This window comes from Pseudogulbenkiania sp. MAI-1 (assembly GCF_000527175.1).
Classification (GTDB): domain Bacteria; phylum Pseudomonadota; class Gammaproteobacteria; order Burkholderiales; family Chromobacteriaceae; genus Pseudogulbenkiania.
Window position 1 is genome coordinate 2,073,686 of the sequence record NZ_AZUR01000001.1, and the last position, 15,849, is coordinate 2,089,534.

Here is a 15,849-nt window from a genome sequence, read left to right on the forward strand (position 1 = left end):
GCTTTCTGATGGGTTGCGGCGCCCGGACGGCGCCTCCACCCATCCTACGACATGAAAACTTTGGAAGGGACTGTCATGCTCTTTGTCCGACCGAGCAAGCTTTCCGATCTGGACCAGATCGAGCGCATGGCGCGCTCCGGCGGGCCGGTACTGCACTCGCTGCCGCCCGACCGCCAGCGTCTGCAACAGCGGGTGAACGATTCGCTCAACTCGCTGCGCAGCGAGGTCGAGTGCCCCGGCGAAGAGAGCTATCTGTTCGTGCTGGAAGACTCCGCCAGCGGCCGTCTCTACGGCACTGCCGGCATCATGGCGATGGCCGGGTACTCCGAGCCGTTCTACGCCTTCCGCAACGAAGTGCTGGTGCACGCCTCGCGCGAGCTCAAGGTCAACCACCGCGTGCACGCGCTGATGATGTCGCACGAGCTCACCGGCCGCACCCGCCTGACCGGCTTCTACTTCGACGAAGCCGCGCTGGGTAGCGCCATGGTGGCACCGCAACTGCTGTCGCGCTCGCGCATGCTGTTCATCGCCCAGCACCGCGAACGCTTCAGCGACGACATCTTCTCGGTGCTGCCCGGCGTGGCGGACGAGGAGGGTCGCTCGCCGTTCTGGGAAAACGTCGGCTACAAGTTCTTCCGCCGCGACTTCACCCAGATGGAGCTGGCCTCGGGCGGGCGCAGCCGCACCTTCATCGCCGAGATGATGCAGGTCGACCCGCTCTACGTGCCGCTGCTGTCGGAAGAGGCGCAGCGCGTGATGGGCGAGCCGCACGTCGGCGCCCGCCTCAACTACCGCTGCCACCTGGCCGAAGGGCTGGAGCCGGACAAATTCGTCGACCTGTTCGATGCCGGCCCGGTGCTGACCGCGCCGCTGGAAGTCTGCCGGACGATCCGCCACAGCGACCTCTACAGCGCCTTGCGCGGTGAAGTAAGCGGACCGACCGTGCCGTACCTCGTCAGCAACACCCAGACCCGCGACTTCCGCGCCACCGTGGTCGAGCTGCCGGCCCGGCTCGATGCAGAAATCGTGCTGCCGCAAGAGGTGGCCGACGTGCTGGAGATCGCCGACGGCGACGAAGTGTGTTGCGTGCCCCTGCAAACCGAAGGAGCCCGCCCATGATCGTGATGAGACTGTGCCGTCCGGCCGACGTCGATGCGCTGGTGGAACTGGCGCACAAGGCCGGCCCCGGCATGACCACGCTGAAGCCCGACCACGACGTGCTGGCCGCGCGCCTCGAGCGCGTGCAACGCACCCTCGACGGCAGCGCGCCCTTGGCCGAGCAGGGCTATCTGTTCGTGCTGGAAGACAGCGCCAGCGGCAAGGTGGTCGGCGTATGCGGCCTCGAAGTCGCGGTCGGCCTCGACCAGCCGTTCTACACCTACCGCATGGACACCTTCGTGCACGCCAGCCGCGAGCTGGGTCTGTGGACCAAGATGGACAAGCTGCACATGTCGCACGGCCTGACCGGCTACTCCGAGCTGTGCACACTGTTCCTCGACCCGGACTACCGCGTCAACGGCAACGGCGCCCTGCTGTCCAAGGCGCGTTTCATGTTCCTGGCGCAGTTCCCGGAACGCTTCGCCGAACACATCTGCGCCGAAATGCGCGGCCACTTCGACGAGAACGGCGAATCGCCATTCTGGAAGGCGCTCGGCGCGCATTTCTACCGTATCGATTTCCACGAGGCCGACCAGTTGGTAGCGCTGGGCAAGAAATCCTTCCTCGCCGAACTGATGCCGCGCTACCCGGTGTACATCGACTTTCTGCCGCCCGAAGCGCAGGAGTGCATCGGCAAGGTGCACAAGGACACCGAGCCGGCGCGCCGCCTGTTGGAAGCCGAAGGACTGCGCATGGAACACCATGTCGACATCTTCGAAGGCGGCCCGGTGCTGGAAGCCCGCATCGACAGCCTGCGCGTGATGCGCGACAGCCGGCTGTGCCGCGTCGAGATCGTCTCCGACGCCGTTGCTGGCGGCGACCAGCGCTATCTGGTGGCCAACGGCGAACTGGCCGATTTCCGCGTGATCCTGGCTTCGGCCAACCCGGTCGACAAGGTCATCGCGCTATCTGCCGAACAAGCCCAGGCCTTGCACGTGAAGAGTGGCGACACCGTACGAGCCATGACGCTTTATCCCGTCAAATGATTGCCGCCGGCAGCCCCGTGCGCTGCCGGCCCACCACATGGAAAGAAACCACATGAGCCAACTGTTCATCGACGGCGCCTGGACCACCGGCCACGGCCCGGCCTTCGTCTCGCTCAACCCTGCCAGCGGCCTGCCGGTCTGGGAAGGCCGCGCCGCTGCGGCCGAAGACATCGACGCCGCCTTCATCGCCGCACGCCGCGCCTTCGCCGGCTGGCGCCGCACCGCGCTCGCCGAGCGCCTGGCCCTGGTGCGCCGCTTTGCCGAAGTGCTGGGCGAGCACAAGGAAGAACTGGCACAGACCATCGGCCTGGAAACCGGCAAGCCGCTGTGGGAATCGCGCCAGGAAGTGGCGGCGATGATCGGCAAGATCGAGATCTCGATCCGCTCCTACAACGAGCGCACCGGTGAACACCGCGCCGATCTCGCCGGCGACAGCTCCGTGCTGCGCCATCGCCCGCACGGCGTGGTGGCGGTGTACGGGCCGTACAACTTCCCCGGTCACCTGCCGAACGGTCACATCGTGCCGGCCCTGATCGCCGGCAACACCGTGCTGTTCAAGCCGTCCGAACTGACCCCGCTGGTGGCCGAGCTGACCATCAAGCTGTGGGAGAAAGCCGGCGTTCCGGCCGGCGTGATCAACCTGCTGCAAGGCGAGCGCGATACCGGTATCGCCCTGGCGCAGCACACCGATCTCGACGGGCTGTTCTTCACCGGCAGCTCGCAGACCGGCACCGCCTTGCACCGCCAGTTCGCCGGCCGTCCCGGCTTCATGCTGGCGCTGGAGATGGGCGGCAACAACCCGCTGCTGGTCGCCGAGTGCGCAGACCTCGACGCTGCCGTGCACCACGCCATCCAGTCCGCCTTCCTGTCGGCCGGCCAGCGCTGCACCTGCGCGCGCCGCATGCTGGTGCCGCACGGCGAATTCGGCGACCGCTTCGTCGCGCGCCTGGCCGAAGTGGCCAGCAAGCTGACCATCGGCGCCTTCGACGCCGAGCCGCAGCCATTCATGGGGGCGATGGTGTCGCTCAAGGCCGCGCAGGGCATGCTAGCCGCCCAGCAGCGCCTGATCGCGCTGGGCGCCAAGCCGATCCTGGAAATGCGCCAGCTGGAAGAGGGCAAGGCCTTCGTCACGCCGGGCATTATCGACGTCACCGACGTGGCCGAGCTGCCGGACGAAGAATACTTCGGCCCGCTCACGCAGATCATCCGCTACCGCGACTTCGAGCTCGCGCTCGAGATCGCCAACGACACCGAGTACGGCCTGTCGGCGGCGCTGCTGGCCGATGATGCGGCGCTGTGGGAGCGCTTCAACCAGGACATCCGCGCCGGCGTGGTGAACTGGAACAAGCCGACCAACGGCGCCTCGTCCGCCGCGCCGTTCGGAGGCGTCGGCTACTCGGGCAACCATCGCCCGGGCGCCTATTACGCGGCCGACTACTGCGCCTACCCGATGGCCTCGGTGGAAGCGCCGACGCTGGCCATGCCGGCACAACTGGCGCCGGGGATGTCGTTCTAAGTTTTGTCTGGGGAAGTTCCGTCGGTGTTGGGCAGTCCGGTGCAAACCGGGCTGCCTTTTTTTCGTTTCGGGCGGGGATGAGGGTGGGGCCTCCCGGCGTCAGCGACTATAGTTCGGAGCAGGAACGTTCGAGATGCCATCCCGGTCAGAACCGGGGGAAAGTTCACCACTAGACTTAGACAAGGGGGAGGGACTGTCATGCAGAACACGACGGAACCCGGCTTGCTCCACCTGCTGTATCTGTATTTCATTCCTTACTGGCTGTTCCGCGACGTCTCGCAGGGCGACCACATGCTGCGCGAGCAGAACTACCGCTACAACCGTCAGCAGCGCAAATACCTGCCGGGCTATCTGATCAAGTGGGCGATCCTGTGCGCGCTGCTCTTGGCCAGCCACCACCTGGCCAAGTCGCTGGCGGAGGTGGTGCCGGACTGGTACGAGGTATTCCGCGCCTGGGCGTTGTTTTCCGGCATCAGTTTCTCGGTCGGTTTTGCCCTGATGTCGAATATCGTAGTGCTGTGGGGATACCTGACTTTCATGCACTGATGGGCCCATTTCATCAGTCGGCGGCGTGGGCGCGGTCGACTGTTGAAATGCGCGGTCAGCCCGCCGCTTGCATTGCCCCCTCCCGCGCGGCCTGCTCCAGCAGCCATTCGCGGAACACGCGCACCTTGTAGAGGTCGGCCTTGGTCGCCGGATGCACCAGGTAGTAGGCATGCTGGCTCTGCACCGGCCTGTCCACCGCCACCACCAGGCGCCCGCTCTGCAGCTCTTCCGCCACCAGAAACTGCGGCAGCACCGCGATGCCGAGCCCGGCCACGGCGGCCTGGATCACCATGAAGAAATGCTCGAAGCGCGGTCCGGTCAGCAGCCCGCCCTCATTACCGGTAAAGCCCTCCACCCCGGCGGCGTGCAGCCAGTCGTTCCACGCCTGCGGGCGCGTGGTGTGCTGCAGCAGCGTATAGCCGAACAGCTCGCGCACGTCGGACAGCGGCGCCTTGCCGCCCAGCAGTGCCGGCGCGCACACCGGCACGATGTCTTCGCCCATCAGCCGATGACAGATCGCCCCCGGCCACAGCGCGGGGCCGAAGTGGATCGCCACGTCGGCCTCCACCTTGTCGAAATCGAACGGCCGCACCTGGGTCACCAGGTTGAGCTGGATATCCGGATAGTGCGCCGTGAAATCGCCCAGCCGGGGCACCAGCCAGCGCGAGCCGAAGGTGGGCAGGATGGCGATGGTGAGCACGCCGCCTTCGCCGCTGTGCGCCATCAATTGCAAGGTGGCGGCCTCGGCGCGGTCGAGCACGTCCTGTACCGCCGCGGCATAGGCTTCGCCCGCCACGGTCAGCACCAGGCGCTGCTTGACGCGCTCGAACAGCGGCCGGCCGATGAAATCCTCCAGCGCGCGGATCTGGCGGCTGACCGCGCTTTGCGTCAGGTTCAGCTCTTCGGCGGCACGGGTGAAGCTCAAGTGGCGGACGGCGGCCTCGAAACACTGCAAGGCCATCAGCGAGGGGAGGGTACGGCGCATGATAGTTGATGAGTTTTTAGCATGAAGTCAGCAGAATACATCGCTTGAGCCAAACCGTAAAAAAATCGAGACTTTGCTTAACGCACGGCAGCGACAGCGGGGTGGGCCCGCTGCCCTGGACTGCCGGAAACAGAACCAGAGGTATTCCGGAATGGCACAAGTCAACGCGAACGTAGAAACCAGCCAACTGTGGCAACTGCTCGAGGCCGTCGCCGGCCAGGCAGGCACCCGCGCCCTGTTCGACATGATCGAGGTCGACGACACCCTGCTCACCGCCCCGGTGCGCCCGGCGACGGTGCCGCGCGTGGTGCTGGCGCAGGCGATGAACATGCTGCTGTTCGCCAAGAACCTGGAAGCCGTGCCGGAAGGCAAGACCTACGTCACCGCCAAGATGGCCGAGGGCGGCAAGGTGGTGTTCGACCACGGCGCGCTGCGCACCGTGACCGCCGCCGACACCGGCGCGCTGCCGATGGGTGAGCTCGCGTTCAAGCGCTTCCTCAAGCCGCTGGGCTTTGCCGTGGCCGGCGTCTATCCGCTGGCCCGCCTGAAGATGACCGGCCGCGCCTACTGCCACCAGGACGCGCCGGAGCTGGTCGCCCAGTTCTTCGTCTCCGAACTGCACGCCGACCAGTTCTCGCCGGCCTTCCAGGCGGCGGTGAACGAAGTGCTGAGCACCTCGCGCGATCCGCTGTCCGAGCGCGCCAAGGAACTGCTGGCCAAGCTCGCCGACGCCCGCGCCCTGCCGTTCGCCGAGGCCGTCGAGCTGCTGCCGGAACTGGTGGGCTGTTTCGACGTGCAGCACGCCACCCCGACCCTCGCCGCCTACCAGACCCTGCTGGAAGAATCGGCCGAAATGGCCTGGATCTCCACCGAGGGCAACGCCTTCAACCACGCCACCGATCACGTCGACGACGTGTTTGCCGTGGCCGACGCGCTGCGCGCCCAGGGCCTGCCGATCAAGGACAAGGTCGAAGTCTCGGCCGCCGGTTCGGTACGCCAGACCGCGTTCAAGGCCACCCGCGTCGAGCGCGAGTTCATCGCCGCCGACGGCTCGCGCGTGACGCGCGTAGTGCCGGGTTCGTTCTACGAGTTCATCACCCGCGACCGCATCGTCGACCCGGCCACCGGCGAGAGCAAGCTCGACCTGCGCTTCGATAGCTCCAACGCGCAGGGCATCTTCAAGATGACCGCGGCCGCCTGCTAAAACCTGTTCCATCAGGCGGCTATGCCTTTGCATCTTGAACATTCGTAGGAGGGGTGGAACCCATCATCGACATCGACCGATGGGTTACGCTTCGCTCCACCCATCCTACGCGTTAAGGCCGTAGCGCAGCAAAGAACTTCCCTGGACCGGAAGCCCGTACGGCCCGCGCTTCGGCGCGGGCTCTTTTTTCGCCCAGACGACCACCCACACCCAGAGTTACACCATGATCCCCCGTCTGACCGCCGAGCCTTCCACCTCGCTCTATCTCGACTTCATCGCCGAACTGCAGGTACGCGGCTTCGGCGGCGAAGTGAGCTCGTCCCATGCCGACCGCACGGTGCTGGCCACCGACAACTCGATCTACCAGTTGCTGCCGCAAGCGGTGGCGTTTCCGAAAAACGTCGACGATCTGAGCCTGATCGCCCGCCTCGCCGCCGAGCCGCGCTTCGCCTCGCTGAAGCTGAGCCCGCGCGGCGGCGGCACCGGCACCAACGGCCAGTCGCTCACCGACGGGCTGGTGGTGGACGTATCGCGCCACATGAACCGTATCCTCGAAATCAACGCCCAAGAGCGCTGGGTGCGGGTCGAGGCCGGGGTAGTCAAGGACCAGCTCAACGCGGCACTCAAGCCCTACGGTTTGTTCTTCGCCCCGGAGCTGTCGACCTCGAACCGCGCCACCATCGGCGGCATGATCAATACCGACGCCAGCGGCCAGGGCTCCTGCCTGTACGGCAAGACGCGCGACCACGTGCTGGAACTGCACACCGTCCTGCTCGATGGCACGGTCTGGCATTCCGCCCCGCTGACCGAGGCCGAGCTGGACACGATCAAGCAGCGCGACGACAAGATCGGCGCGGTGCACCAGCTGCTCGATACCATCCAGCGCGACCATGCCGCGCTGATCGCGGAGAAATTCCCTAAGCTCAACCGCTGCCTGACCGGCTACGACCTCGCCCATATCCGCGACGAACAAGGTCGTTTCAATCCCAACAGCATCCTGTGCGGCGCGGAGGGCACGCTGGGCCTCGTCGCCGAGGCCAAGCTGGGCGTGCTGCCGATTCCGCGCGCCAGCGCACTCGTCAACATGCGCTACACCAGTTTCGACGCCGCGCTGCGCGATGCGCCGGCCCTGATGGCGCTGGGTGCGGCCTCGATCGAAACGGTCGATTCCAAGGTGCTGGGTCTGGCTCGGCAGGACATCGTCTGGCACGGCGTGCGCGAGTTCTTCCCCGACGACGCCACGCCGGCGCAGGGCATCAACCTGGTCGAATTCCTGGCCGACAGCGAGGAGGAACTGGAGCGCCAGCTCGCCGCCGTGGAAAGCCGGCTCGCCGCCGAGGGCAAGGCCAACGGCCGCCTCGGCTACACCGTGGCACGCGGCGCGGCGGCGGTGAACCGCATCTGGGGCATGCGCAAGAAATCGGTCGGCCTGCTCGGCAACCAGCAGGGCGGAGCGCGGCCGATTCCCTTCGTCGAGGACACCGCCGTGCCGCCGGAGCACCTCGCTGACTACATCGCCGAGTTCCGCGCCTTGCTCGACAGCCACGGCGTGAGCTACGGCATGTTCGGCCACGTCGACGCCGGCGTGCTGCACGTGCGCCCGGCCATCGACATGAAGGACCCGCAGCAGGAACGGCTGGTACGAACCATTACCGACGGCGTGGTGGCGCTCACGCGCAAGTACCATGGCCTGCTGTGGGGAGAGCACGGCAAGGGCGTGCGCTCGGAATACGCGCCGGAATTCTTCGGCCCGCTCTATCCCTGCCTGCAGCAGATCAAAGCGGCGTTCGACCCGCACAACCAGCTCAATCCCGGCAAGATCGCCACCCCGGCCGGCGCGGAACTCTGGAAGATCGATCAGGTGCCGACGCGCGGCCAGCACGACCGCACCATCCCCATCGCCGTGCGCCAGGGCTTCGACGAAGCGCTGCACTGCAACGGCAACGGCGCCTGTTACAACTTCGACCCGGACGACGCCATGTGCCCGTCGTGGAAGGGCACGCGCGAGCGGCGCCACTCCCCGAAAGGACGCGCCTCGCTGCTGCGCGAATGGCTGCGCCAGCTCGCTGCCGCCGGCGTCGACCCGCTGACGGAAAGCGCACGGCTGCGCAGTTCCGGCCTATTCGCCAACCTGGGCGGCAAGCTCAAGAACACCCTGGCCAAGAAGCGCGGCGAAGCCGACTTTTCGCACGAGGTGATGGAAGCGATGCAGGGCTGCCTGGCCTGCAAATCCTGCGTCGGCCAGTGCCCGATCAAGGTCGACGTGCCGGAATTCCGTGCCAAGTTCCTCGAGCTCTACTACGGCCGCTACCTGCGCCCGCTCAAGGACCACTTCATCGCTTCTCTGGAAAGCCTGCTGCCGTGGGCGGCGCGCGCGCCGTGGCTGTACAACGCCGTGGTCGGCAGCCGAGCAGGCCGGGCGCTGCTGAAAAAGCTGAACCTGGTCGAAAGCCCCTTGCTCACCGGTATCGACCTGCAGGCCGAACTACGGTGTCGTGGTTTCGCCGTCGCTACGCCGGCGGCACTGCACGGCCTGACGGAAGCAGACCAGCAGCGTGCCGTGATCGTGGTGCAGGACGCCTTCACCAGCCATTTCGAGACGCCGCTGGTACTCGACGTGTTCGAGCTCTTGCGCCGGCTCGGCTTCGTGCCCCTGCTGGCGCCGTTCCGCCCCAACGGCAAGCCGCTGCACGTGCACGGCTTTCTCGGCCGCTTCCGGCGCGTGGCGTCGGCCAACGTGGCGGCGTTGGGCGAACTGGCTGCCGGCGGCGTGCCGCTGGTCGGCATCGACCCCTCGATGACGCTGACTTACCGCAGCGAGTACGCCAAGGCCCTGGGCAAGGAAAACGTACCGGCGGTGCACCTGCTGCAGGAATGGCTGGCAGGCCAGTCGGACCGGCTGCCTGTTGTCCTGAGCGGAGAGGACATGGCCTACACCCTGCTGCCGCACTGCACCGAAAAGACCAACGCGCCAGCCGCAGTGGGTGACTGGCAGAAGGTCTTCGCCGCGCTCGGCCTCACCCTCAAGACCCAGTCCGCCGGCTGCTGTGGCATGGCCGGCACCTACGGCCACGAAGCCGACAAGCGCGCCATGTCGGAGCATCTCTACGAGTTGAGCTGGAAGGGCATTGTTTCCAAACATCAGGAAGAAGGGCGCCTGCTCGCCACCGGCTACTCCTGCCGCTGCCAGACGGCGCTGATCGACGGGGTGACACTGCCGCATCCGGCGAGCGCACTGCTGCGCGCCCTGGCCACGGCTGGCTGAACCGGCCGCAAAACAAAACGGAGGGCGCCGTAGTGGCGCCCTCCGTCGTGGATGGGAAGGAAACCCGGGTCAGCGTGTCGTGCCCGACTCCGTTTCGGTCTCCGTTTCGGTTTTCAGGTTGGTGCGCTCGTTCTCCTGGCTAGTGACACTCCTGCGCAGTGCGGCACGGTCAAGGCCTTGGGTCGAGGAGGGAAGCGCCTGGGCATTGGTGTTGCTGAGGCCGGTGGCACTCATGCGCAACTGGGCACGGTCGAGACCGCGGGTTGAAGTCGACAGGGACTGCGAGTTGGTGTTGCTGAGGCCGTTGGAACTCATGTGGTCGGCCGACACACCGCCGGCACCCCCGCCCGAGCCTCCGGAACCCTTCCCGCCATGTTCGCCACCGGCATGGTCGTTTGCAGCCAAAACACTCTGGGCAGCGGCTAGCGTCAGGGCTACGCACAGCGACATCAGCGTAGTCTTGGTAGTCATGCGAATCTCCTTGTCCAGAATTGGCGTTTTACGCCAAGGTCTGATACGACCGTCATAATCCGCCAGGGTTCCCCGCGATGGGCACGCCCGTCACGCGCCTGCCGCACCGGCCCCATTGAAAGGGGCCGGCACAAAGCGCCGATCAGGCGCTCGGCGTCGCGTCGTTACGGGTTTTGTAGAGCGAGAACAGCACGCCCGACAGCAGCAGCCCAAACGTCACCGACAGCGACAGGGCGGTCGGGATCTTGAAGCTGGTCCAGCCGATATCGTGCAGGTAGACCAGACCCACCTTGCTGCCGATGAACACCAATACCAGCGACAGCGCGTACTTCAGGTAATGGAAGCGATGCACCATCGCCGCCAGCGCGAAGTACAAGGCGCGCAGCCCCAGCACCGCGAAGATGTTCGAGGTGTAGACGATGAACGGGTCCTGGGTGATGGCGAAGATCGCCGGGATGCTGTCCACCGCGAACACCACGTCGGCCGACTCCACCATGATCAGCGCCAGCAACAGCGGCGTCGCCCACCAGCCGCGCGCCAGTCCATGCTGCTCGCCGCGCACCCAGAAATGCTGCTCGTGCAGGGTCGGCGTCAGGCGCATATGGCCTTTCAGCCAACGGTACATCCGGTTCTTCTCCAGCGACGGATGCTCGTCGTCGGCAAACAGCATCTTGACGCCGGTCGCCACCAGGAACAGGCCGAAGATCACCAGCATCCACTGGAACTCGGCCACCAGCGCCGCGCCCAGGCCGATCATCACCGCGCGCATCACGATCACCCCCAGGATGCCCCAGAACAGCACGCGGTGCTGGTAGATGCGCGGCACCGCCAGGCTGGTGAAGATCAAGGACATCACGAAGATGTTGTCCATCGACAGCGATTTCTCGATCAGATAGCCGGTGAAGTACTGCATGCCGGCATCCGAACCCCTGTACCACCAGATCCAGCCACCGAACGCCAGCCCCATGGCGATGTAGAAAGCCGACAGCTTCAGGCTCTCCTTCACGCTGATTTCATGCTGGTCCTTGTGCAAGACGCCCAGGTCGAAGGCCAGCAGCGCCACCACCAGCGTCATGAACATCAGCCAGACCCAGAGCGGGTAGCCGATAACGGAGATGAAAATCCAGTCCATCAGTATTCCTTAATCGTTACGAGCGGGTCTGCAGCGCGCTGACGCGCTCTTCAATGCTCGGGTGGCTGGCGAACAGCGCCATCAGCCCGCCCTTGCCGCCGGAAATGCCCGAGGCGGCCATACCCTGAGGCAGCGCGCCCGGTTCCATGCCGCCCAGGCGGTACAGCGCGGCGATCATCGGCTGGCGCGACCCCATCAACTGGGCGGCCCCGGCGTCGGCACGGAACTCACGCTGACGCGAGAAGTACATGACGATGGCAGAGGCCAGGATGCCGAACACGATCTCGCACACGATCACGGTCACCATGTAGCCGATGCCGGGACCGGAAGAGGCCTCCTCGTCGTCGTTGCGGCGCAGGAAGCTATCGACCAGATAGCCCACCACGCGTGCCAGGAAGAACACGAAGGTGTTCACCACACCCTGAATCAGCGTCAGGGTGACCATGTCACCGTTCTTGATGTGGGCGATCTCGTGCGCCAGCACCGCCTCGACTTCCTCTTCCGTCATCGAGGCGAGCAGCCCGGTCGATACCGCTACCAGCGAGCTCGACTTGCTGGCGCCGGTGGCAAAGGCGTTGGGTTCGCCCTCGTACACCGCCACCTCCGGCATCGGCAGGCCGGCGCGGGTGGCCAGCTTCTGCACCGTGGCCACCAGCCAGCGCTCGGTCGGGTGGGAGGGATTGTCGATGACGCGGGCGCCGGTGCTCCACTTGGCGATGGTCTTGGACATCAGCAACGAAATGAAGGAACCGCCGAAGCCCATCAGCGCAGCGAACGCCAGAAGCATGCCGAGGTTCAGCCCGTTGGCGGTGAGAAAGCGGTTCACGCCCAGAAGATGGGCCGCGATGCTCAGCACCAGCATCACGGCAAGGTTGGTCACGAGGAATAACAGGACACGTTTCATGATGGTTATCCGGGGTTGTTGAATCGTGCTGACAGCATAGGCCCTGACAGGGAAAGATAAAATCGAATAAAATCACATGAACAATTCGATTTATTCGAAACGACATGAGAGAGCTCCTCAACTACAAGCACCTTCATTACTTCTGGGCCGTCGCCCGCGAGGGCGGGGTCAACCGTGCGGCCGAGCGCCTGGGCATGAGCGCGCAGACCGTCAGCGGCCAGATATCGAAACTGGAACGGGCGCTCGGCAAGGCGCTGTTCACGCAGCAGGGGCGCAACCTGGTGCTGACCGAAGCCGGCCGCGTGGCGCTGCAATACGCCGATCAGATCTTCATGCTGGGGGAGACGCTGCAGGAAACCCTGGAGGACGAGACGCTGGGTTCGACGATACGGCTCGCGGCCGGCATCACCGACGTGCTGCCCAAGACCGTGTCCTATCGTTTGCTGGAACCGGTGCTGACGGGTGAACAGCGCGTGCGCCTGATCTGCACCGAGGGCGCCTTCGACGAACTCTTGGCCGAGCTGGCGCTGCACCGCCTCGACGTGGTGCTGGCCGACCGTCCGGTGCCGGCGGGAGGGCAGCAGCCCTTCGTCTCCACGCTATTGGCGCGCTGCCCGGTGATGATCTTCGGCACGGCCGAGCTGTGCGGCCGCTACCGGCACGACTTCCCGCGCAGCCTGGCGCGCGCGCCGATGCTGCTGCCGACGCGGGACAACGTACTGCGCAGCCAGCTCGAGCAATGGTTCGAAGCGGAAAACATCAAGCCCGACATCGTCGGCGAATTCGAGGATGGCGCCCTGCTCAAGACCTTCGGTCGCCAGGGCGTCGGCCTGTTTCCGGCACCCTCGTTTCAGGTGGACGACATCACGCGCCAGTTCGAGGTCGAAGTGGCGGGGGAGGTGAGTGGCGTCTTTGAGCATTACTACGCCATCGCCAACCGCCGCAAGCTGCAGCACAGCGCCGTCGAGGTGCTGATGCGCTCGGGAAGCGAAGCGCGCGAGTCCGACCCGTCCCGAACCGCCTAGCCGCCCAGCCGGCCATCCTGATCGGCCGTGCCACCTCGTTTTTCCCCGGCGGGAGGAACCGGCGCGAAATAGCTGGCCGCCAGCACCAGCAGCGCCACGCCGATCAGCGAGCCGGTCCACAGCAGCGTGCCGGCATTGGCCAGATCGACGAACAGCAGCTTGGCTCCCACCACCGCCAGTAAGGCGAAGCCAAGCTGCCATAGCCAGCGCAGCCCGATGCCGGCGGCGCGGATCATGGCCGCGATGGCGGTCGTCGTCCAGAGCAGGGTCAGCATCGCCTGCAGCAGGGTGGAATGCCAGAGTGCGTCCGGCTCGAACGGCACGCCGCCCCAGTGATGGGCGATGCGCCCGGCCAGGCAACTGATCCAGACAAAGGCCAAGACACCGACCCAGTTGGCGCGCGGCAGCGGCAGTCCGGGCCAAGGCTCCGCCTCGAAACCCCGCAGCCAACGGTAGAGCGTCGCCAGTGTGGCGAGCTGCACCAGGTCGAAGGGGTTGAGCAGCGGCACGTAGGGCAGGCCGGAGCCGCCGCCGTCATGCGCGAAGCCCGTCCACAACAGCCAGAGGACCAGCCAGGCCACCGGCAACAGAGCCCCCGGACCACGATAAACAAAAGGCGCGGCAGCGACCGGCGGCAGACCGCGACGGGCACCGGCCACCGCCAGCCACACACCGCCGAGTGGGCCGACAGCCAAAGCCAATACCGGCCAAAGCGTCACGCCGGGGGCCAGGCGATCACCCAGCCAGGCCAGCTCGACGGATACCAGCAGCATGCCAAGCCAGAAAGCGCCGAGGTGGCGTACCGCCGGCCACAGCGCCATCCCGTCCGTCTGCTGTCTGGCCAGCAGCCAATAATGCCCGGCCAGCGACAAGGGCAGGGCCAGCACCATCAGCCCGGACAGCATGTGCTGGCCGTGCAGCCAGGCCGCACCCGCCGCCAGCCACAGCACCGGCAGCAGCAAGAGCGACAGATGGCGCGCCGCGTTCCACGCCGAGCGTCGTCCGAATATCTCGAGGGCGATCAGTGACAAGGCGATATAGGTCAGCGTCACCGGGATGCTGTGAACTAACGGCAAGTGACGCTCGCTCTCGCTCCAGCCGGCGAGTCCCCACCAGAAAAAGGCCCAGAGCAGCACCGGTGCCGCCACTCGCTCGTCGAAGCGCCGTAGCAGGCGGGCGCTGGCCAAACCGGCGCCGGCCAACATGACCAAGCCGAGGAAGATGTCGTTGATCACCGGCAGGCCCGTCTGCATCTGCGGCAGCCCATACAGGAAGTAAGCCGCGGCGGCCACCTGCAACCCGCTACCACTGACCATCGCCAGCCGACGGCGCTGCACCACGCCGAACCACAACACCGCCACGCCTTCCAGAGACCAGAAGGCGGCGGTCACCTGGACGCCGAAGGCCAGCGGTGCCACCAGGGTGCCGAAGGCGATGCCCAGACCGAGCTGGCAGCGCTCCAGGAGGCGTAGCGCTTCGTCCCGGCGACGGAATAGCAGCGCCCACAGCGCCAGGTAATAGAGCGCCGCCGCCAGCGCCGCCCAGGCCAGCTCGTAACGGTCGGCGGCCAGTTGCGACTGCAGGGCGAAGCCGATCAGCGGCGTGCCGAAAACCAGCGTGCCGTCGCTCCAGCCGGCCCAGCCCGGTGCGCGGAACAGCGCCATCAGCGCCGGCATGGCCGAATAGAGCCCCCAGAAGAAGATCAGGAAGGCCTGGCTGATGCCGTGATAGTCGGCCCGGTAATGCTCAATGGCCCAGGCCATGCCGACGCCTATCGTCATCAGAAAGCCGGTGACGTTGAGCAGCCGCCAGTTTTTGAACCAGGAGACGCCGACGATGAAGGTGTTGAGCAGGGCGAAGTAGGCGAACAGCGGCGTCGGATTATTGCTGCCGGTGGCGGCCAGCACCGGGGCGGCAAAGGCCCCGGCCAGACCGAAGGACGCCAGCACCACGCCATCCTGAGCTACCGCAAACAATACGCAAGCCACACCCAGCAGGGCGAACAGCAGGAAGGCGGACGTGGCCCCGAACATGCCGTAGCGCACGTGCATGAAATAGACGATCAGGTAGAGGATGGCAAAGCCGCCTCCTTGCAAGGCGATGCCGAAGGTGGGTTGCACGCCCTTGTGCACGCGGTTCCAGCCGAAGCCGATCATCGCTCCGCCAGCGAGCGTGCCGAGCAACAGGCGCAGTGGCACCGGCAGCAAGCCGTAATCGGCAGCCAGGCGCAAGGCCGAGGCAACGCCGAAAAACAGCAGCACCACGCCGATCTTGGCCAGCAGGTTGCCGGCGAGCAGGCGCTGCCAGAGGGGGATTACAGGCTCCCTGATCGCCTCGGGTTCTACCGATACGGCAACCGGTGTGGGTGGGGGCGACTTCGGCGCGACCGCCTCGCCGGGCGGCATCGCAGCCTCTTCTTCGATGAACGGAGGCGTGGCTTCGATGGTGGCTTCCACAGCCGGGACAGGCTCAGCGGGTTCTTCGGTCTCAACCGCCTGTCCCTTCAAGGCCGCCAGTTCCCGGCGCAACGCTTCGGTCTCGCGTTGCAATCCGAACACTTGTGCTTCGAGCCACTGCAAACGCCGCTCGACAGCGCTCTGCCTACCTCGCCGAGATAGCACGATGAGGATGGCAAGAAACAACAGAAGTCCAAACCA

Annotated in this window: 12 protein-coding genes; 7 read left to right on the top strand and 5 right to left on the bottom strand. The window is 66.0% G+C overall.

All coding sequences use genetic code 11. The features are described 5' to 3' along the window. The first annotated feature begins 75 nt into the window (after positions 1-75). The 4 genes from PSEMAI1_RS0109720 (at position 76) to PSEMAI1_RS0109735 (ending at position 4,206) form a co-directional block, all read left to right on the top strand. On the top strand, positions 76-1,119 hold the full coding sequence (locus PSEMAI1_RS0109720) for an arginine N-succinyltransferase (protein WP_024302687.1): 1,044 nt from the start codon (positions 76-78) through the stop codon (positions 1,117-1,119). Beyond that, positions 1,116-2,144, top strand: a complete 1,029-nt coding sequence (astA, locus tag PSEMAI1_RS0109725; protein ID WP_024302688.1) for an arginine N-succinyltransferase — start codon at positions 1,116-1,118, stop codon at positions 2,142-2,144. The genes PSEMAI1_RS0109720 and astA overlap by 4 nt, the downstream gene beginning before the upstream one ends. Positions 2,145-2,196: 52 nt before the next feature. Next, entirely contained in the window at positions 2,197-3,660 is a 1,464-nt protein-coding gene (gene astD / locus PSEMAI1_RS0109730) for a succinylglutamate-semialdehyde dehydrogenase (protein ID WP_024302689.1), read from the top strand. Between the two features lie 198 nt (positions 3,661-3,858). After that, positions 3,859-4,206, top strand: a complete 348-nt coding sequence (locus tag PSEMAI1_RS0109735; RefSeq protein ID WP_024302690.1) for a hypothetical protein — start codon at positions 3,859-3,861, stop codon at positions 4,204-4,206. A 55-nt stretch (positions 4,207-4,261) separates the two neighbouring features. Here the strand turns inward: PSEMAI1_RS0109735 and gcvA are convergent, their stop codons facing one another. After that, positions 4,262-5,191: a transcriptional regulator GcvA gene (gene gcvA, locus PSEMAI1_RS0109740; protein ID WP_024302691.1), complete on the bottom strand. Its 930-nt coding sequence runs from the start codon at positions 5,189-5,191 to the stop codon at positions 4,262-4,264. 151 nt (positions 5,192-5,342) lie between these two features. Between gcvA and PSEMAI1_RS0109745 the strand changes: the two genes are divergently transcribed. After that, positions 5,343-6,395 (top strand): DUF1338 domain-containing protein, encoded by a 1,053-nt coding sequence (locus PSEMAI1_RS0109745; RefSeq protein ID WP_024302692.1) that lies wholly within the window; start codon positions 5,343-5,345, stop codon positions 6,393-6,395. Between the two features lie 223 nt (positions 6,396-6,618). Next, positions 6,619-9,660 (top strand): FAD-binding and (Fe-S)-binding domain-containing protein, encoded by a 3,042-nt coding sequence (locus tag PSEMAI1_RS0109750; protein ID WP_024302693.1) that lies wholly within the window; start codon positions 6,619-6,621, stop codon positions 9,658-9,660. Positions 9,661-9,729: 69 nt separating this feature from the next. On the opposite strand, the gene PSEMAI1_RS0109755 is transcribed toward PSEMAI1_RS0109750, so the two are convergent. From PSEMAI1_RS0109755 to htpX, 3 genes are all read right to left on the bottom strand, one after another. After that, positions 9,730-10,131 carry a hypothetical protein gene (locus tag PSEMAI1_RS0109755; protein ID WP_024302694.1) on the bottom strand — a complete coding sequence of 134 codons (402 nt, stop codon included), beginning with the start codon at positions 10,129-10,131 and terminating at the stop codon, positions 9,730-9,732. Positions 10,132-10,273: 142 nt separating this feature from the next. Continuing rightward, on the bottom strand, positions 10,274-11,263 hold the full coding sequence (locus PSEMAI1_RS0109760; RefSeq protein WP_024302695.1) for a TerC family protein: 990 nt from the start codon (positions 11,261-11,263) through the stop codon (positions 10,274-10,276). Between the two features lie 16 nt (positions 11,264-11,279). Beyond that, positions 11,280-12,167: a protease HtpX gene (htpX, locus tag PSEMAI1_RS0109765; protein ID WP_024302696.1), complete on the bottom strand. Its 888-nt coding sequence runs from the start codon at positions 12,165-12,167 to the stop codon at positions 11,280-11,282. A gap of 104 nt (positions 12,168-12,271) precedes the next feature. Between htpX and nhaR the strand changes: the two genes are divergently transcribed. Beyond that, complete coding sequence (gene nhaR, locus PSEMAI1_RS0109770) at positions 12,272-13,192, top strand: transcriptional activator NhaR (RefSeq protein ID WP_024302697.1); 921 nt, start codon at positions 12,272-12,274, stop codon at positions 13,190-13,192. On the opposite strand, the gene PSEMAI1_RS0109775 is transcribed toward nhaR, so the two are convergent. After that, on the bottom strand, positions 13,189-15,750 hold the full coding sequence (locus PSEMAI1_RS0109775) for a DUF2339 domain-containing protein (RefSeq protein ID WP_232219881.1): 2,562 nt from the start codon (positions 15,748-15,750) through the stop codon (positions 13,189-13,191). The two genes, nhaR and PSEMAI1_RS0109775, sit on opposite strands and share 4 nt — an antisense overlap. Positions 15,751-15,849 lie beyond the last annotated feature (99 nt).